Here is an 18641-nt window from a genome sequence, read left to right as displayed (position 1 = left end):
GCTATTTCGCGATGGCCAGCGGCTGGGCCTGGGCCGCGGATGGTCGGCGCGAAATGTGGTGCGGCACATGGGCGCGCGGACCGCGCTGTGGGCATCCGTCGGTGCTCACCTGTAACCGGAGTATGCGGCCGCCGATCTTGACGTACACGCCGGGCCGCCATCTCGCGGGCTGCCAGGGGGTGAGCCTGGTCCAAACCCGCTGTCCCGGCTCACGCATGAAGGCCCCGTTGGTGGAGTTTCGGTCGACGACGACCACCTCATCCCGGATGATCCTGACTTCTATGTGGGCCCGGGACATCTGGCCGGCGTGGTCGTCGATTCGTACCGGTCGAAGTCCGCGTCGCACCGCATCCGTGCCGTGGGGTGCCCGGCCGATGACGCAGTTTCGGTCGATGTCGAACCGGGAGTTGTCGTCCAGCAAAACCCATCGCTTCGGACGCTCGATTACCGGCGCCTGCCTGGGTGGCGAAGCGGCCGGCGCCTTCCTGGGCGCCGGAGCGGCCGGCGTCGACCAAACGACGGCGCCCTGCCCGGCCACGATTCCGCCGCTGAGCTGGTACACGCCGCGGCCTTCGGCCAAGCGGCGGGGCCGTTGACCCAGCTCGTCGACGGTGATCACCGTCGCGACCCGCGGTACCGGCACCGAGCGGTGCACCAGGCGTCCGTGGCCGTGCAACAAGGTTTGCTGCGCGCCGTTGTCGAGGGCAACGGTGACGCTGCCGCACAGCAGGATCTCCAGCCCCGCGGGCGTGGGCACGATGATGCCTGCGTCAACCAAAGTGCGGGTCCAGGTCGTTTCACGCGAGAGCCGGGAGAAGGCGCTGACCAACCGCTGCGGGTCGGTTCGCCGGACCATCTCGGCCAGTGCCGCCAGCTGCTGTGCCGCAACGGATTGCGGTGACAGTGGCGACCTGTCGCGGTGGGCCACGACGATAACCGCGCCGTTGACGTTGGCCACCAGGTGCTGACCGGGGATGACCTCGATCTCGCTGGGTGAAGCGGCCGGCCGCTGGCTGGCTGCGGCGGGTTCCTGGGCCGGCGGCTGCGCCGGAACCGGCTTGTCCTCGGGCGTGGGCGGCACCGGCGCCGCGATTGCGGCCTCAGCTTCGGCGTCGGATGGTGCTTCGCTGATGCCGATGCGCGAGTGCAGCCACCGCAGCGGACGTGGTGCCCACCAGTTCAGGTCGCCGGCGACCCGCAGGAACGCCGGTACGACGACGCCGCGGATGATCGTCGCGTCGATGACCACGGCCAGCGCCGTGCCGATGCCGAACATCTTCATGAAGGACAACCCGTTGGCGAAGGAGATCAACGTGATCGTCAACAGCAGCGCGGCGCTGGTGACGATCCGGCCCACCCGGCCCAGTCCGATGACGGTCGAAGCGTCGTTCGACAACCCTGAGTCCCGGGCTTCCTTGATCCGGCTGAGCAAGAAGATCTCATAGTCAACGGACAGGCTGAACGCGATGGCACACAGGAGGACGACCATCGACGGGTTCAGCGGTGTCGGATCGATTCCCAGCAGGTCCGCGCCGTGTCCTTCTTGAAAGATCCAGACCATGACGCCCAGGACGGCGCTCAGCACAAGCAAATTCAGCAGCAGTGCTTTTATCGGCACCACCACGCTGCCGGTGAACAGGAACAGCAGGATGAACGTGGCAATGGCGATCAGCGCAATGGCCAACGGCAGCTGGTCGGTGATCGCAGCGCGGCTGTCGATGAGCGTGGCGGTCGGGCCGCCCACTTCCACCCGGTGGTCGGTGATCTTGGCGCGGATGTCGCGCACCAGATGCTGAGCGGTTTCCGAGTCGGCTCGAACCGAAAGGTAGACGACCGCGTAGCTGGCCCCGGACGTCGCGGGCACCGGTCCGACCGCCTGACCATGCTCGAATTTGCCGGCCGGCCCGTTGACCAGGACCACGCCGTCCATCCGCGACACCTCGGCGGCGAGCTGCTTGAGCGCGTCGGCGTCCGCGCGGGTCACCAGCATGATCGCCTGGGACGGGTTCAGCTGAAAGTCTCGCTGCAATGATTCCGCCACCAGACGCGCGTTGGACTCCTTCGGCAGCGCACGCTCGTCCGGTGTGGCGTATTGGGCGCTGAGGAACGGAATCCCGAGCCCCAACAGCACTGCCACCACCGGCAGGGCGTAGAGCAGCGGCCGCCGGGTCACCACCTCAGCGAAGCGTCGCCAGAACAGCGAGTCCGCCGAAAGCGGCACTTTCCGGCGGATGATCGCAAGCGAGTCGACACGCTTGCCGAGCAGAGCCAGCAGCGCGGGCAACACGATGATCGCGCTGAATGCCGAGAGCAGCACGGTGGCGGTCGCGGCGATGCCGACGGACCGCAGGAAATAGGTGGGGAACACCAGCAGGCTCATCATCGCCAGCGTGACGGTTGCGGCGCTGAACAGGATGGTTCGGCCGGCGCTGGTGACGGTGGCGACGATGGCCTGATGGTGGTCTTTGCCGTTGGCGCATTCCTCTCGGAATCGGGACACCATCAGCAAGCCGAAGTCGATGGACAGACCCAGCCCGAACGCCGTGGCGACGGTGAGGGCATGTACCGACACATCGGTGATGGTCGTCATGAGCAGCAACACCGTCATGGTGGAGACGATCGAGACGATGCCCACGACCACCGGCAGCGCGGCGGCAATGAGGCCGCCGAACACGATGACCAGCACGGCCAGCGAGATCGGCACCGCGATGCTCTCGCTGATCTCGAGGTCGTGTTTGACCTTGTCCCGGATCTCCTGCTGCACACCGAGAGAGCCGCCCGCGCGCACCGTCACGTTCGAGTCGGTCGGAAGGCTTGCGATGATCCGCTTGGCCGTTTCTGCGGCCTCGTCGGTCGTCCCGCCGACATGCACGAGCATCAGGCCGGAACGCCCGTCCTTGCTGCGCAGGTCGGAAGCTCCCGGGTCGCCGAAGGATCGGGTCAGCTGGGTATTCGGCTGGGCCGCGATCAGTTGCCGCACCTGCTCGCGTACCGCGGCAACCGCCGGGCTGTCGACGGTGCCCTCGCGCGGGAGCAGTTGGATGACCAGATTGGAGGTGGTGCCGAAATGCTGGTCCAGGAACTCGTCGGCTTGCGACGATTCCGCCGCGGGATCGGTGTTTCCTCCGGTGCCGAGCTTGTCCGACACCGAGCCGCCGAGTGCGATGCTGATGGCAAACAACACCAGGACGGCCGCCAGCACCACTTTGGGGCGCCGCACGGTGTACGCGGCCAACTGCCTCAACACGTCAGTCGCCTTTCCTGAAGCGCGTTAGGAGTGCCGGATCAGTTCCTGGGCTCGCCGGCGAGCCACAGCCGTACCAGGCAGCGCCGGTCCTGCACCTCGGGCGCGTCGACGAAACTGCGGCGGTTGTGCAAGGTCACGTGATCGTCGGCGAAAAAGACGTCGCCGGGATTGAGCGTGAATTCAACAGCGTGGGCGGGATCGTTCAGTAGACGATCGAAGGCGTCGAGCGCCTCGCGTTGGCGTCCGGTGAGCGGCCGCCCGGCACGCAAGTGACCAATTTCGATGTAGGCGCGGTTGTAGCGAACGCGGACGCCGTCCGTGCTGTCGGTGAAGACCGCGCCGATAGATACCGGATCCTCGCCGGGTGCGGTCTCTTTCGAGCGGTCGAAGCAGAACTCCCCATAGAGTTCTTCCACGAGTTCGGGCTGCGTCTTGAGCAGGGCGTTGTAGGCAGTGTGGCTGCTGACGACCAGCGACTCGCCGCCGGATACCGCCTTGCGCAGGCACAGCAATCCCAGCACGTCGACCTGAGTGCCGAGATAACCGCTGGCTCCGTCCATGTGGAAGATCAGTTCGGAGTTCGTCTTCGACCCGCGTGCCTCCACCAGCGATGCGCCCGTGTCCTGGACCAGGTAGACGCGGTCGCCCTTTCGGTTCTGCGGCTGGGGTCCGCCCAGGTAGGTGCCCAGGCCCCAATAGAGCATCGAGGCTTCCTCGTCCGACCATCCCTGCAGGGGAAGCCCGCGCAGCACGCTGAAGCCAGAGCCGAACTTGAGGTTGTTCCGGATGCCGCGCGCGATTTCGGCGAGGGCCGGCTCCCGGAAGTCGGACGGCTCGACAGTGTCGAGTCGCTTACCGCGACGACGCAGCTGGTCACGGATACGCAGGCAAGCCGCAGCCTGGTGCGGTTCGACCGCGATCATGTAGTCCGAGGCTTTGAGGCTGGCGTGAGTCCAGACCGTTGGTCCGGTAATCGGCTCGCGCCGGGTCGCCGCCTGCGTGGCTGAAGTGGTGAGCATCCCCCTGATCCCCTCTCGTTTGGCATTGGGGTGCGTTTTGGTGAGTCTGGCGGCCGCGGCTCAACAAATTCTTGGAGAAATCTTCAAGCGCGGAGGCAGGCCTACCTGCGCGGGAACCCACGTCGTCGAGCGTGTACTGACTGCGAAATCCGGCGGCGATATCAAGCGCCGGCAGGGACGAGCTCTCGATGGTGCGTGCTGGTCGCCGGGGTTTGCGGGGTGAACCTCATGAAAAGCCGTGCGACGAACGGAGCAGCGGCGAGCATCATCAGAATCCGGATGACTTGCGACGCCATGACGAACGCGACATTGGAGTCGGACGCCACCGCCGTTCCAAGCACCGCGTAAACGCCGCCGGGGCTGGTCGCGAGGTATCCGTCGAGCATGCTGAGTCCGGCCATCTTGGTCAGCAGCACGCCCAGACCGGCCGCTGCGAAGTTCAGCACCATGATCAGCGCGAATGCGCTGGGCAGAATTCGGCGGATCGACCGAAGCGCCTCTCGGTTGAAGGCAAGCACCGTCTGCCAGACGATCAGCATGATGCAGGCCTGAACCAGCACCATCGGAACCGAAAGACCCGCCGCCAGCCCGGAGAGCTCCAACACGATGGTGATCGCCATCGGACCCAGCAACCCAGCTCCCGGCAGCCGAACCAAGCGGCCACCCGCCGCGCCGACCACAACAATGACCGCGATCAATGGCAGCCCGAAATACCAAGGGAGAGATCGGCTTTCGCTTATCTGCGCGGAATGCGTGGCGGTGGTGTGGTAGAAAACCGTCACCACGAGGGGCATGGCCGCCGTGATCAGCGCAACGCGAAAGTATTGGACGGCGGCGACGACGCGATCGTCGGCGCCGAGTTCGCGGGCGATGGCGACCAGTCCGGACGAGCCTCCCGCCACCAGAGCCAGGCCGCCCGTCAGTGGGCTGATCTCACGGTGCAGACCGAGCAGCGCGCCGCCCGCGACGCTGAGGACCAAGGTGCCGACGGCGACGGCGATGACGACCGGCCAGTGCGAGCCCAGGGCGGTGAGCGAGATGCTGCGCACCATCAGCCCGGTGTAGACGCCGAGCACGCCCTGCGCAGCCAGGCCTGCCGTCGGCATCGTGGTCGGAGCGAACCGCGTCAACGCCCAGGCGAAAACTCCGCAGCCAAGGGCGACGACGGCGAGGTCGATCGGGTTCATCATGTGGTCCGTGTTCGTGTGCCAATGAGTACGGACCGAGTGTTCAATCAGTGCCTTGACGGATTCTTGAAATGCAGCTAGCGGGTGCGCACCGGCTCGGAAGGCTTCAGCCCGCAGGCCCGGGCTGAGTCGGTTGGCCGGATACCGGACCGCCCGCCGGCGGCGGACCCGTCGGCGCGTCCTTGACACCGCCGGACATTTGCACGATCGGCGCCGCGGGCACAGCGTCGACGGGAGCACCGCCGAGCGCGATCAACGGAGCGCCCGCGGGGATCACCGGCGCGACTGGCACCGGAGCACCGGCCGGCACCGGCGGCACGATCGGGAGTGGAGCACCGACCGGCACCGGCGCACCCAGGGGCCCGGGCACTGCCACCGGAACACCTGACATGTCAGTGAGGCTTGCGGTGCAACCCGTCGTTACCGGTCCGCCTGCAGCTGGTCCAGCGGCAGTCGGTCCCGCCGCAGGCCCTGCTGCCGGTGCCGGTCCGCCCGCAGCCGGCAGTCCGCCTGCTACTGGTGCGCCAGCCGCCGCTGGTGCGCCGGCGCCTGCCGGCACCTCACCCGCCTGCTGATGCGTACACGCGGCGGGGCCACCCGTGATGAGCGGGGCGGCGGCGGCGTCTGGGCTCAGCGCTATGGCGGCTCCGCACAACCCCACGCTGGCAACTGTTTTGACGTTGACCCAATCGACGATCGCCATCGGCGTCGCCTCCTTATTCGAACCGCATAGTCATACCGAAGTCGTGTTTCGACAACGAGGCCAATTGTCAGTAGGCAGATGTGCAACAGCGACACGCCGCACCGCGGCGTTGCCAAATAGTGACGTCCGACCGGTGCTCAGAAGGCCCGCAGGGCGTCGACGGCGTAACGGCAGGCTGCTGACAACGCTTGCGCGCGTCGCTAATGTGCAAACGTGCTTACCGGGCTAGCCCACACCGGTGTGTGCGTGCCGGACTGCGAAGCCGCAGTGGCGTTCTACCGGGACGTGCTCGGCATGCGGGTGCTCTCGCCGCCGTATGTGATGGCCGGCGACGCGATCCGCGACGACATGGGTCAACTGGTCGCGGACCCCACGATGAAGGCGGCGATCGTCGGTTTCGACGATGACGGCGACCGGGTGCTCGAAGTGATCGAGTACCTGGGTGCCGAGGGGACCGAGCAGCGAAGCAACGCGGCACTCACCGACTTCGGGCTATCGCATGTCGGATTGATCTGTGACGACGTCGAAGCCACCCGCGCGGAACTGGAAAGCAAAGGGGTGCGATTCCTCGTCGATGGCGTCGCGGATGTCGCCCGGGTGCGCACCACATGGTTCGTCGACCCGTGGGGAGTGGTCTTCATTCTGGTGGAGAAGAGCACGCCCGAGCGGCCGTACTTCGCGCAGTGGCCATGAAACCGAGGGTCGCGATCGTCGGCGCCGGCGCCGGTGGGATCGCGATGGGTATCCGACTTCTCGAAGGTGGTTGGGGCGAAGGCGATTTCACGATCTTCGACCGGGCCGACGGGTTCGGTGGGACGTGGCGGCACAACACGTTTCCCGGCGCGGCGTGCGACGTGCCGTCGCACCTGTACTCGTATTCGTTCGCGCTCAACCCGCGGTGGAGCAACACGTACGCAAACCAGCCCGAGATTCTGGATTACCTCGAAGCGGTGGCGATCAAAGGCGGGCTTGACCGGCACCTGCGAGCCAACACGCGGATCGACACGATGCGATGGTCGGACCGCGACCGGCGCTGGACGCTGACAACCGACGACGGCTCCGAGCACGACTTCGATGTGGTGGTCAGCGCGGTGGGAATGCTTGACGTACCGAACATTCCAGCGAGACCCGGCGCGGAGACATTCCGTGGTCGCGCATTTCACTCGTCGCGGTGGGACCACAGTCGTTCGACCGCCGGCGAGCGCGTCGCATCCATCGGCACCGGTGCCAGTGCGATCCAGTACGTTCCGGCAATCGCGCCAGAAACCGCGCACCTCACCGTGTTTCAGCGCTCCCCGATCTGGGTGGCGCCGCGGTTCGATTTTCCGTACACGCCCGAGCAGCAAGAGCTGTTCGAGCGCCACCCGCGCGAGGCGCAGAAAATTCGTGACGAAGTCTGGAACGCGTACGAGGCGTCCAGCTTCGACGCCGAGTCCGACCAGATCCGCGAAGCCACCGAGCTCGCGTACAGCTACCTGATGCGCAAGGTGGCCGATCCCGTGCTGCGCGCGAAACTCACACCCGACTACCCGGCGGGATGCAAGCGGCCGTTGATGTCACGCGAGTGGTTCCCGACGTTCGCGCTGCCGAACGTGCATCTGGAGACGTCGCCGATTATCCGGTTCACCGAGCATGGGCTGCTGACTGCCGACGGTAACGAGCATCTGGCCGATACGGTCATCTACGGCACCGGTTTCAAGGCCGCCGACTACCTCAGCAGCCTCGACGTTTACGGCAGCGGCGGGCGGCGGCTCCGCGACGATTGGCGCGAAGGCGCGGAGGCTTATCTGGGCACGCTCGTCGCCGGATATCCGAGCTTGTTCGTTTTGTACGGACCAAATACCAACGGCGTCAACTCAATTCTGTATATCCACGAGGTCCAGTCCGAGCTCGTTCGGCGCCTGCTGGACCTGATGACTGAGCGCAGAGCCAGCACGATCGAAGTGAAACGCGAAGCGCAGGAGGCGTACAACGCCGAGCTTCAAGCGGCGATGCAGGGCAAGGTATGGCTGGCTTGCGACAACTATTTCCGTCATCCGAGCGGCAAGGTCGTCACTCAGTTGCCGTTTTCCGGCAAAGAATTCGCCGACCGTGCGCGCAATGTGGCTGTCGAGGACTTTCACCTGGGCTGACGGCAGCGAGCCTCGAGGAGGGTTTCAGGAACCCGACTTTGGAGTTGGTCTACTTGAAGGGATTGAAGGTACGGCCCAGGAAGTACTGAATTCGCTGCGGCACTGGTCGTATGGCGGCGGCGGTGAGCTTGTTGACGGTGCCCGGTATGCAGATGGGCTTGCCGTTGGTCACGGCGGCCCATCCCTCGCGGACAACGGGTTCAGGCTGTTGCCACATGAAGCTCGGCAGTCGGTCGGCGGCATCGCGGGTGCCCATCACGTCGTGGAACTCGCTGTGGGTGAAGCCAGGGCAGAGCGCGGTGACATGGATGCCGTGGGGTTTGAGTTCCATGTCGAGGGATTGGGACATGTTCAGTACGTAGGACTTGATGCCGGTGTACAGCAACCCTTCTCCAGGCGGGGACATCGCGGCCAGTGAGGAAAGGTTGATGATGCGTCCCCAGCCTCGTTGCTTCATGCCGGGGACCACTCGGTGGATCAATTCGGTTACGGCGGTGACCATCAGTTGAAGTTCCCCGGCGACCGAGTCCCATGGGGTGTCGGAGAATTTTGTGCTGGCCGAAAGTCCTGCGTTATTGATCAGCACGTCGATGGATAGACCCAATTCGGTTGCGCGGCTGATGATCGCAGCGGGCGCAGCGGGGTCGGTGAGGTCGGCGGCGAACACTTCGGCACGCACACCATGCTGTTGGTGCAGTTGGGTGGCGAGTTCTTCGAGGCGCTCGGCGCGTCGGGCGACGAGCAGCACGTCGTAGCCCTCGTTGGCGAGGTGGCGGGCGAAGGCCGCTCCGATGCCGGCAGATGCCCCCGTGATCAGGGCGACACGTCGGGTTGTGTTCATGGTGGGTGTTCCTCACTGGGTAGACGTCGGCCATCACGGGCCGAGCCGATCGGGGGTGGGCTGCGGGTGTGGGGGTCACACCAGTGGGACGTGGCGATTGAGGAAGTCGATCTGGTCGGTCACGATCCCGTCGAAGTGCGGTTCCAGGTACGGCTCGAAGTGCGCGCAGTCATAGGAGCGGACTTCACCGTAGGGTATGCGGGCCACGATCTTCTTGGCTTTCGCGTATGGCGTCACGTCGTCATATTTCGCGAGCTGCACCAGGGTCGGCGCGGTGATGTCTGCGACCTTGCGTCCCGGGGAGTAGAACGGGATCCGCAACACGATGCGGGCCGCGACGTCGTTCTCGGCAAGTAGTTCTTCGCGCTTGTCCCCGGCCATCCGTTCGACGAGCTCGGCGGCCCCGGGGGAGGTCATCATCGCGACGTCACCTAGGTAGCCGATAGCTGCTGTCCGGTAGGGCGGGCGCCCGAGCCATGCGCCGACTTGGTCGCGGAGGCCGGCGAGGATCAACCGCGCTACCAGTTTTGGGGATTGGGTAAAGGTCGACGCTGGGCCACTGACGTGGGGGACCTGGACGATAGCGGCTGCGAGATCGTGGTCGTGGGCGGCCAAGTTGAGAACGTGGCCGCCGCCGAAAGAGGAACCCCAGGCCACGACCCGGGTGGTGTCGACACCGTCCAGGCTGCGGGCGTAGGCGATGGCGGCCCGCCAATCAGCGTGCTGTTTGGCGATGTCAAGGATGCGGCGGGGTTGTCCTTGGCTGGCGCCCCAGTGCCGGTAGTCGAACACCAGGGCGGCGTAGCCTGCCTGGGCGAATCGTGCGGCGTAGGCGTCCAGGCGCAGTTCGCGGAAGGCGGCGAACCCGTGGGCCAGTACGACGATGGGTGGGTTCTTGACGCCTTCGGGCCGGTAGAGCCACGCCGCGCAAGGTGTCCCCGCCGACATAAAGGTGACGTCGTGTCGGACGTAGCCGAGTGGTTGGTTCATCGTCGTGGTCTCCATCGGGTATCTTGAATGACGTTCAACAAAAGCTAACCTGTTCTTGAATGTCATTCAACAAAGTGTGATCCAGTCGACGCAGAGGGAATGATGGCACGGAACAAACGCCCTCAGGCCGCCGAAGAGAAGCGTGCCGAAATTGTCGCGGCAGCACGACGGCTGTTCATCAACGCTGGCTACGACGCCACCCCGATGAGTCGCCTGGCGAAAGAGGCCGGGGTGGCACCGAACACCATCTACTGGTATTTCGGGGATAAGGACGACGTTCTAATCGCTGTGCTCGACTCCGTCATGGCCGACATCTGGCCGCAGTATCAACAAGTTGCGACCGAACCGATCCCCGCTCGAGTGCTGTGGGTGGTTCGCCAGTTACACCAGATGAGCCGCCTAGTGACGACGGTGCACGCCCGGGTCGGACATTCGGCCTCCGTTGCCGAGTGGCATCGCAACTTCCATCTGATCACCGGCAGCATGTTCCGTTACGAATTGGAGACTGCGGGAGTCCCAACGTCGACTGTGGAAGCCGAAGTAATGATCGGCATCTTCACCGTCGAAGGACTCCTGATGCACGACCTGAATGAGGCCGAGCAACGCACCATTTGCGACGTCCTGGCTTCACGCTGGACTTGAAGCGGGTCTTCGACGGGCGATCGCGAAGCATGGCCGTCGTAGCAACGACGCCGATCAAGGCTCTCGATTGGCCGCCGGCCCAGCGGGCTTGGCACTGCTGCCTGGTTTGCCAATGACACGGAAGGTCCGCGTCGCGCTGTGTTAGCTGCCATCATCGCAGGCATGCTCGTTTTGATCGGAATTGTCGACGACATCGAAGACGGTCTGCATGATCTCGACGAGACCAGCCAGCAGTGACCTCGTTCACGTCGGGACTTCATGTGGACCCTGCCTTGCGGACCGCGGCCAGAATTCTGCCGAGGGGCTATGGCCTCAACCGTGGGCTGGCGGTGCCACGTGCGGCGATGACGTTGTTGGGACGCATCAACGCTGTTCGCGACGTGCCGGTGGTGGCGGTCGATGCTGATGTGAGCCTGCGCCTGCATCGTCCCGCGCGCCTCTCTAATCCGGCGCCGGCGCTGCTGTGGATCCACGGCGGTGGATTCGTGATGGGCAGTGCGCGACAGGAAGATGGCTTCTGCCGCAAGCTGTCTCATCTAGCAAACGTCGCGGTCGCGGCCGTCGATTTCAGGTTGCCGCCCGAACACCCATATCCCGCTCCGCTGGAAGACAGCTACGCGGCGCTGCTGTGGTTGGTGCGGCAGCCGTGGGTTGATCCCACACGGGTCGCAATCGGCGGCCTCAGCTCCGGGGCAGGGCTGGCCGCAGCGCTGGCATTTCTCGCCCGCGATCGCGGTGAGATTCAGCCAGTCTTTCAATTGCTGTCCCAACCAAACCTCGACGACCGCACCGGCACGCAAGTCACGGGTCGCCGTCGCCTGATTTGGTCGGAGGGTGACAACCGCTCAGCTTGGCGGTGGTACTTAGGTGAGACGGACCCGGCCATCGCCGTGGTCCCGGCGCGGCGAAGTGACCTCGCCGGGCTGGCGCCGGCCTGGATCGGCACCGGCTCGTTGGACCTGCTGCACGACGAGGCCGTCGAGTACGGCCGGCGCTTGAATGAGGCGGGCACGCCCTGCCACATCGAGATTGCGGTCGGCGCCTTCCACGCGTTTGATTCGATCGTGCCGAACGCGCCGGTGTCGTTGACATTCTTCGCCAGCCAATGTGACCATCTGCGGGCCGCGCTGGCTGACGGCCCAAAGACAAGGGACGCAAAATGATTCAGCCTCAGGGGCGACCATGCGGGTTTGCCCTGAAAAAGGTGGAGCCGATGACGGGAATCGAACCCGCGTATTCAGCTTGGGAAGCTGATGTTCTGCCATTGAACTACATCGGCACTATCGCCTTGACCTGCGGAAACGTTGCTAAGCGTGCGTGGCCTCGGACATCAGTGTCACATGATGTCACAATTCGGTCCAAACTTGCTGCAGCGTCCTGCAGTGCGGCGAACTGGCTGTGAGCATACAGACGCATGGTGAGGCTTATCTGCGGGTGGCCGACTGCGGGGACGACACGGCGGAACGTGGACGATCGCAGTCAAGCGCCGGTGCTATTCCGGCGCAGCGGGCTCACCGGCGTTATGTCGCAACCCGTGCACGGTGTCAACGGTCACCGTCACGCGAACAGCGCTCGACGACCGGCCCGCTCCGCGAAAGCGTCTAGCGCGCCAAGAACTTCGGGTGAGCGCCAGGCCCGATTACGGCGCTGATCGGTGAACTCGACGATGATTCTGGCCTCGACAAGCGGGTCCAAGTATCGGTAGACGTTGCCGATCGCGATCTGCAGTTGATCGCTGACCAGTTGAGCGTTGATCACTGGGCGTTTGATTAGCAAGTCCGCCACACGGTGCACGGCCGAGTTGCGGCGGGCGGCGATCTTCGATTCCCACTCCCTCCTGATCGTTTGCAGATCATCCACCAGGTGTCGACCATTGACGACGGCCAGGATCGATGCCTCCGAGATTTTCTCGACGATTGGGGCAGGGTCGCCCTCGCGATAGGCAGTCAGTGCCTGGAAGTACGAATTGGTGTCCGTCAGCAGGCCCGCTGAGACGGGGACCGTGACCTGACGAGTTAACCGCTTGTTGCGCAACATCGACTGGACCAAGGCTCTGCCGGTGCGTCCGTTGCCGTCGGGGAACGGGTGAATGGTTTCGAATTGTGCATGTGCAATTGCGATTTGCGGAAGGATCGCTATGTCACTGCGCTTGGCAAATCGGACTAGATCATCGATGGCACCGGGGACCCGATCCTGGTGCGGTGCGATGAAATCGGCGCCGCGTGGGCCGAAGTTGCCGCCGCCGACCCACACCTGCTCGGTGCGCCATTTGCCGGCGGTATTCGGTTCACTCTCGTGCATCAGGGCGTAATGCATGGCCAGAATTGCCCCGCCGCTGATTTGGTCCGCTAGGTCGATGGCTGCCTGCATCGCCTTGGTGTTCGCGACGATCATTGAAGCGTTGCGGCGCTTGGTGTTTCCAAGTGTTTCGGCTTCGGCGATCGCGCGTGCAGATGCTGTCAAGTTCTCGATTTTGGAGCTGGCTGCCGATTCTGTCCGCAGCAGCACGGAGGCGAATGGGGCGATCTCGCTGCCGAGTTCCGTATCGAATCGCGCGATCTCCTGGCTGGCTTCCTCGGCGTCAGCTTGAATAGCAGACGGCAGGCTGACGTCGAGTTGGGCAATCTCGGCGGGGATGGCGGCCTGGTACTCACCGGACTGGCGCTGGGCGGCACGCAGGTCGGAGCGCTGATAGTGCGCCTCGGTCGGCATACCCCAGGTGAGGGCTTCGTACCCCACTGCGGTGCCTGACCTAACTGATGACATGGATTGATCTTATCATCACTTAGACGGCTAAGTGATGATAAGCGCAATCGTTGTTATCATTTCCGCCGGCCGTCGCCCAGAGGGGAGGCCTCTGCCGACACGGCGGCCCCGCGGCAAACAGCCATTTAAGCGATCCGGTTAGTTGCGACACACGCCTAATAGCGTGCGGTCAATTCCGGGCTTCCAACGTTATCGTTTCGTGATTTGGCCGTTATCTCGTATCCTCCTTCAGGTGGGCAAGCACTCACTTCCCAAAAAGCGCCGAAATCCGTCGGTGCTACTTGCTCTCGGACTGGGCCCTGCCGCAGCATTCCTGGCTGCGGCAGGCGACGTCCACCCAGGTCCAGCCCCCGCCGCGGCCAAGTCGGCCGCGGACGTCAACGATGCGCCGTGCTGCGTGCAGATTGTGGCGGCATCGGTTGCGCCCAAACGGAATATGCCCAATGGCGCACCAGGAATGGATACCGAGGGCGAATTCCCGGCGGCGTCGAGATTGCGGATGGAATCGCGTTTCCTGCCCGTCGGCGTCGCGCCGGAGCACGGTCTGCAAGTAAGGACCATTCTGGCCGCCCGCGCCATCAGCGCCGCCTTCCCCGAGATTCACGAGATCGGCGGGTGCCGGCCCGACCCGCTGCCCTGGCATCCCAACGGCCTGGCGATCGACGTCATGATTCCCAACCCCAGCAGCGATGAAGGCATCGAACTAGGCAACCGGATCGTCGAGTTCGTCCGGGCCAACGCGGACCGGTTCGGGATGCAGGACGCCATCTGGCGCGGCGTCTACTACACGCCTAATGGTGCGCAACCGAGCCGCCTCGGCCACTACGACCACGTCCATGTCACCACCACCGGCGGCGGATATCCGACCGGCCGGGAAATCTACCTACGCTGAACCCCGGGCTACTCGCGACCAGGGCGATAGGCTCGTCGGGTGCTGCTCTCCGATCGTGACCTCAGGGCCGAAATCTCCGCGGGGCGGCTGGGCATCGACCCCTTCGACGACGCGCTGGTCCAGCCGTCCAGCATCGACGTGCGTCTTGACCGCATGTTCCGGGTGTTCAACAACACCCGCTACACGCACATCGATCCCGCGCAGCAGCAGGACGAGCTCACCAGCTTGGTCGAGCCCATCGACGGGGAACCCTTCGTCCTGCATCCGGGCGAGTTCGTACTCGGGTCGACGCTCGAACTGTTCTGCTTGCCCGACGACCTCGCCGGACGGCTGGAAGGCAAATCATCGCTGGGCCGGCTGGGGCTGCTCACCCACTCGACCGCGGGCTTCATCGACCCCGGTTTCAGCGGTCACATCACCCTCGAACTGTCCAACGTCGCCAACCTGCCGATCACCCTCTGGCCCGGCATGAAAATCGGGCAGCTGTGCATTCTGCGATTGACCAGCCCATCTGAACATCCTTATGGCAGTTCGCGTGTCGGGTCCAAGTACCAGGGCCAGCGCGGACCGACGCCGTCCCGCTCGTATCAGAACTTCATACGATCTACATAGCTCCGCCGGGGTGCCAATCGGGTCGATCTGCGCAATACTTAGATGGTCTGCGCTTTTCTCCTCCGCGCACCCAACGCGACCGGCAGAGCCTTTGGAGGGGTCTTGGATATCGTGCTCGGGATGTCGATGGCACCGTCGTCCATCCAGATGGTTCTGTTAGAGGGCGAAAACGCCGACGGCGCCACGGTGGAAGAGGAGCAGATCGACGTCACGGCCGCTGACGTCTCCACCAGCGCATCCGGTCAAGCGGTCGCAGCGATTCTCGGTACCCGAGAAGGTGCGCAGGATGCCGGCCTGAAATTGTCTTCCATCGGCGTGGCGTGGACCGACCAGCTCGAAGCCCATGCTCTGCGCGACGCGCTCGCTGCCCACAAGGTCACCAACGTGATGTTGGTTTCGGCTTTTCTTGCTGCGGCCGCCTTCACCCAGTCCGTCGGCGCTGCAACAGGTTACGAGCGCACCGCAGTGCTATTCGTAGAGCCTGACACCGCGACTTTGGCCGTCGTCGAGACGGCCGACGGTTCCATCTCCGATATCCGTACCGGACGGACTGCTGTCGCAGACCTGGTCGACATGGTGGTCGGGCTCGAGAAGGTGGGACCAGCGGTCGGCGGCGTGTTCGTGGTCGGCTCCGGCGTCGAGATCGCGCCGCTCAAGCGGCATTTGGAGGCGGCGACGTCGCTTATTGTGAGCGCGCCCGAGGAACCGGCCAGCGCGCTGGCCCGCGGGGCGGCCCTGGCCTCGGCGAACGCGCCGCTGTTCGTGTCGTCAACGGCGGCGCTGGCCTACTCGCTAGACCCCGGCACCGGCGCAGTTGGACCGTCGGCCCTGCCCGAGTACCTCAGTGTCCCCGACGTGTCCGCGGGCTCGCTTGGGGGCGAAGAACTTGCCTACAGTGCGGTGCCCGACGACGACGCCGACTCCCCGACCGTCGTCATCGACACCACTGCCAGCCCGGGCGACACACGATCACAGCGCAGGCCGGCCCTTCTACTCGGTAGCGGCGTGGCGGTGGTCGCTATTGCAGCGGTGGTGGCGCTGGAGATTGCTTCGGCGGTGAACATTCGCGGTGACGCGGTGGCGTTGCACCCGGCTCCCGACCAAAACCTCATCGTCCCCACCCAGCAGGCGCCTGCGCCGACGCCGGCCGAGGTGCCCGCCGCCCAGCCGAAGGTCGAACTGCCGGCACCGGTGAACTCGCCCAAGCCGGTGAACCCCGCAGTTGCCCCGGCGGCTCCGGCTCCCGCTCCGGCGCCCGCGGCTCCTGCTCCGGCCCCCGCCGCGCCGGCTCCCGCCGCCATTCCAGCGCCGGCTGCGCCTGCTCCCGCACCACCGGTGGTGCCAGTTCCCGTCGTGGTTCCGGTTCCCGTACCGCCGCTTCTCGCGCCTCGTCCCGAGCCGGCGGCACGCCCCCCTGTGGTGCAGATTCCGGCGCCGCAGCCAGCTACACCCCCGCGTAACGCCGGATCGCCCCCGCGAGTGGGCGGCCCGGTGCTGCAGCAGCCCGTCCCGCAAACCCCGCCTGGGCTGGGAACACCGCCCAAGGCAGTGAATCCGGGCGGCGGTAAGAGCCCCGGCAGTCCCGGCAGTGGACCGGTCTGGCCCGGTGGTCCCGGCGACGGCGGCGGGCCGATCAAGGCACCCGCGCCCAGCGGGCCCTTCGGGGGGCTGGGTCCCTTTGGTGGAGGTGGCCACGGTGGTGGCGGGCCGATCAACGCCCCCGCCCCGGCACCCGCGCCGAGCGGGCCCTTCGGGGGCGGTGGGCTGGGTCCCTTCGGTGGGGGTGGCCGCGGCGGCGGCGGACCGATCAACGCCCCGGCTCCGGTGCCCCGTGGCCCCCTTGGTGGCGGTGGCTTTGGTGGCGGCGGCCTCGGCGGGGGTCCCATCGGCGGGGGCAGCCACGGCGGCTTCGGCGGCGGCGGCTTCGGCGGCGGCGGATTCGGTGGCGGCGGCCACAGGTAGCCGTCAACAGCCACCGAAGATGGCATTCGCAGCGGCGACTGGGCGGGTAGAGTTGATTGGCACGGTCGTCCGAAATTTCGGGCCATCCGCAGTCTGAAGAACTTGATAGCGTCCAGCTAATCCTTCTGCTGCCCTAGAAGTGTTGAGGCGGCTCAGCAACTACGTAGGAGGAGCTTGCGCGGTGGTGGACATCGTGCTCGGTGTCTCGATGGCACCAACGAAGGTCCGCATGGTGCTGGTCGAAGGCGAAAGCGCCGACGGGGTCACTGTCGATCAGGAGGACTTCGACGTCGCCGCCGGGGCATCCGGCACTGCGCCCGCGCAGGTCATCTCCGCAATCCTGGGCACCACGGAAAGCGCTGCTGAGGGCGGCTACCAGCTGCATTCCTGCGGTGTGACCTGGACAGATCCCGTCGCGGCGACCGCACTGCGCGACGCGTTGGCCGCCCACAAGATGGAAAACGTCATGCTGGTTTCGGCCTTCATGTCCGCGGCGGCGCTGGCTCAGGCAGTCGGCGACGCAACGAACTACGTCCGGACCGCGTTGCTGTTCGTCGAGCCCCGTAGCGCGACCTTGGCTGTGATCAACTCCGCCGACGGCTCGATCGCCGACGTACATCGGAAGTTGCTACCCGAAGACGACGATCGGGCGGTGGCCGAGCTGATCGACTTGGTCTCCGGCGCCGAATCGCTGGAGACCCACCCCGACGGTGTGTTTGTCGTCGGCTCCGGAGTCGATATCCCGCTGATCAAACCGGCTTTGGAGGCGGCGACATCGTTAACGGTTTCCACCCCCGAGGAGCCGGAAATGGCCCTGGCCCAGGGTGCGGCGCTGGCCTCGGCGAATTCGCCATTGTTTGCGTCGTCCACGGCCGCCCGGGCCTATGCGCGGGAAATCGGCGCCGATCTCCGGCCCGAGTATCGGGATCCTTACCTCGCGGTCGACGCCAATGGCGGAGTCGACAACGTCGCCTACAGCGCCGATCCGGACGAACCCCAAAATGCCGATCCCGACGGGAACGTGTCGCAACGCCGACCGCTCCTGCTGGTCGGCAGCTCGCTGGCGGTTGTCATCATCAGTGCGGTGGTAGCGCTGGAAATCGCGCTGGCATTGGGCATTCGGCCCACAGTTGCGTTGCGGCCCAGCCCGAACGAGAACGTGATTGTCCCGACGCAACAGGCGCCGGCTGCGCCGATTACCCCGAAGCCGGAAGTGAAGGCACCTCCGCCGACGGCCGAACCGCGAGCGATCGCTCCGCGGGTGGTGGCCCCGGCGCCTGCCCCCGTCCCGGCTCCGCTGCCCGCCGCCCCGCCGCCGGCGGTGGCGCCGCCACCGGTGGTGGTTCCGTTGGCACCGATCCGCCTGCCGGCTCCCGAGCCGCCGGCACGCGTCGTGCCGCGGGCGCCGGTGCTGCAACCGCGGGCACCGTTGCCGGAGCCACAGGTGCCGCGAGAGCGAGGCGTGCTTCCCAGGCTGGGCGGACCGACGCCGCGAGGGCCGGTGCCGACCCTGGGCGGCGGCCGCGGACCGCTCGGTGGTGGGCTGTTCGGCCGTGTGCCGTTCGGTGGTGGGCACGGCTTCGGCGGCTTCGGGCGCAGGTAGTCAGCGCTTTCTGCTAGTCGCGCAAACCGGCCTCGACCATGGGCG

15 protein-coding genes and 1 tRNA gene are annotated in these 18641 nt (G+C 65.7%); 8 read left to right on the top strand and 8 right to left on the bottom strand.

Annotation, left to right across the window (positions count from 1 at the left end; all coding sequences use genetic code 11):
• Nucleotide 1: 1 nt before the first annotated feature.
• The 4 genes from AC5Y2L_RS02135 to AC5Y2L_RS02120 all read right to left on the bottom strand — a co-directional run bounded on the left by AC5Y2L_RS02135 (nt 2) and on the right by AC5Y2L_RS02120 (nt 6156).
• Nucleotides 2-3247: an MMPL family transporter gene (locus AC5Y2L_RS02135; RefSeq protein WP_499934596.1), complete on the bottom strand. Its 3246-nt coding sequence runs from the start codon at nt 3245-3247 to the stop codon at nt 2-4.
• A 38-nt stretch (nt 3248-3285) separates the two neighbouring features.
• Nucleotides 3286-4266 carry a TauD/TfdA family dioxygenase gene (locus AC5Y2L_RS02130; RefSeq protein WP_499934597.1) on the bottom strand — a complete coding sequence of 327 codons (981 nt, stop codon included), beginning with the start codon at nt 4264-4266 and terminating at the stop codon, nt 3286-3288.
• Between the two features lie 161 nt (nt 4267-4427).
• Nucleotides 4428-5453: an AbrB family transcriptional regulator gene (locus AC5Y2L_RS02125; RefSeq protein ID WP_499934598.1), complete on the bottom strand. Its 1026-nt coding sequence runs from the start codon at nt 5451-5453 to the stop codon at nt 4428-4430.
• A 106-nt stretch (nt 5454-5559) separates the two neighbouring features.
• The gene (locus AC5Y2L_RS02120) at nt 5560-6156 is read right to left on the bottom strand and encodes a hypothetical protein (RefSeq protein ID WP_499934600.1); all 597 of its coding nucleotides are present in this window, start codon (nt 6154-6156) and stop codon (nt 5560-5562) included.
• A 213-nt stretch (nt 6157-6369) separates the two neighbouring features.
• On the opposite strand from AC5Y2L_RS02120, the gene AC5Y2L_RS02115 reads away from it, so the two are divergent.
• Together AC5Y2L_RS02115 and AC5Y2L_RS02110 are read left to right on the top strand one after the other, a co-directional pair.
• Nucleotides 6370-6849 carry a VOC family protein gene (locus AC5Y2L_RS02115; protein WP_499934601.1) on the top strand — a complete coding sequence of 160 codons (480 nt, stop codon included), beginning with the start codon at nt 6370-6372 and terminating at the stop codon, nt 6847-6849.
• Nucleotides 6846-8288: a flavin-containing monooxygenase gene (locus AC5Y2L_RS02110; RefSeq protein WP_499934602.1), complete on the top strand. Its 1443-nt coding sequence runs from the start codon at nt 6846-6848 to the stop codon at nt 8286-8288. Before AC5Y2L_RS02115 ends, AC5Y2L_RS02110 begins: the two co-directional genes overlap by 4 nt.
• A 49-nt stretch (nt 8289-8337) precedes the next feature.
• Here the strand turns inward: AC5Y2L_RS02110 and AC5Y2L_RS02105 are convergent, their stop codons facing one another.
• Together AC5Y2L_RS02105 and AC5Y2L_RS02100 are read right to left on the bottom strand one after the other, a co-directional pair.
• Nucleotides 8338-9129, bottom strand: coding sequence for an SDR family NAD(P)-dependent oxidoreductase (locus AC5Y2L_RS02105; RefSeq protein ID WP_499934603.1), 792 nt, complete (start codon nt 9127-9129; stop codon nt 8338-8340).
• 75 nt (nt 9130-9204) lie between these two features.
• A complete protein-coding gene (locus AC5Y2L_RS02100; RefSeq protein WP_499934605.1) occupies nt 9205-10119 on the bottom strand; it encodes an alpha/beta hydrolase in 915 nt (304 codons plus the stop codon).
• Nucleotides 10120-10221: 102 nt separating this feature from the next.
• On the opposite strand from AC5Y2L_RS02100, the gene AC5Y2L_RS02095 reads away from it, so the two are divergent.
• Nucleotides 10222-10761 (top strand): TetR/AcrR family transcriptional regulator, encoded by a 540-nt coding sequence (locus AC5Y2L_RS02095; RefSeq protein WP_499934606.1) that lies wholly within the window; start codon nt 10222-10224, stop codon nt 10759-10761.
• 233 nt (nt 10762-10994) lie between these two features.
• Nucleotides 10995-11924, top strand: coding sequence for an alpha/beta hydrolase (locus tag AC5Y2L_RS02090; RefSeq protein WP_499934607.1), 930 nt, complete (start codon nt 10995-10997; stop codon nt 11922-11924).
• A gap of 42 nt (nt 11925-11966) precedes the next feature.
• Here the strand turns inward: AC5Y2L_RS02090 and AC5Y2L_RS02085 are convergent.
• Both AC5Y2L_RS02085 and AC5Y2L_RS02080 read right to left on the bottom strand, forming a co-directional pair.
• A tRNA-Gly gene (locus AC5Y2L_RS02085) sits at nt 11967-12040 on the bottom strand.
• A gap of 278 nt (nt 12041-12318) precedes the next feature.
• The gene (locus AC5Y2L_RS02080; protein WP_499934608.1) at nt 12319-13527 is read right to left on the bottom strand and encodes a Fic family protein; all 1209 of its coding nucleotides are present in this window, start codon (nt 13525-13527) and stop codon (nt 12319-12321) included.
• Between the two features lie 232 nt (nt 13528-13759).
• On the opposite strand from AC5Y2L_RS02080, the gene AC5Y2L_RS02075 reads away from it, so the two are divergent.
• From AC5Y2L_RS02075 to AC5Y2L_RS02060, 4 genes are all read left to right on the top strand, one after another.
• On the top strand, nt 13760-14419 hold the full coding sequence (locus AC5Y2L_RS02075) for a VldE C-terminal domain-containing protein (RefSeq protein ID WP_499934610.1): 660 nt from the start codon (nt 13760-13762) through the stop codon (nt 14417-14419).
• Nucleotides 14420-14458: 39 nt separating this feature from the next.
• Complete coding sequence (gene dcd / locus AC5Y2L_RS02070; protein WP_499934611.1) at nt 14459-15031, top strand: dCTP deaminase; 573 nt, start codon at nt 14459-14461, stop codon at nt 15029-15031.
• Nucleotides 15032-15151: 120 nt separating this feature from the next.
• Entirely contained in the window at nt 15152-16993 is a 1842-nt protein-coding gene (locus AC5Y2L_RS02065) for a DUF7159 family protein (protein WP_499934613.1), read from the top strand.
• Between the two features lie 181 nt (nt 16994-17174).
• On the top strand, nt 17175-18596 hold the full coding sequence (locus AC5Y2L_RS02060) for a DUF7159 family protein (protein ID WP_499943493.1): 1422 nt from the start codon (nt 17175-17177) through the stop codon (nt 18594-18596).
• Nucleotides 18597-18641 lie beyond the last annotated feature (45 nt).

It is taken from the genome of Mycobacterium sp. NGS66 (assembly GCF_059812225.1).
Note: the sequence above shows the minus strand (reverse complement) of the source record. Positions and strands in the feature narration are given on the sequence as shown.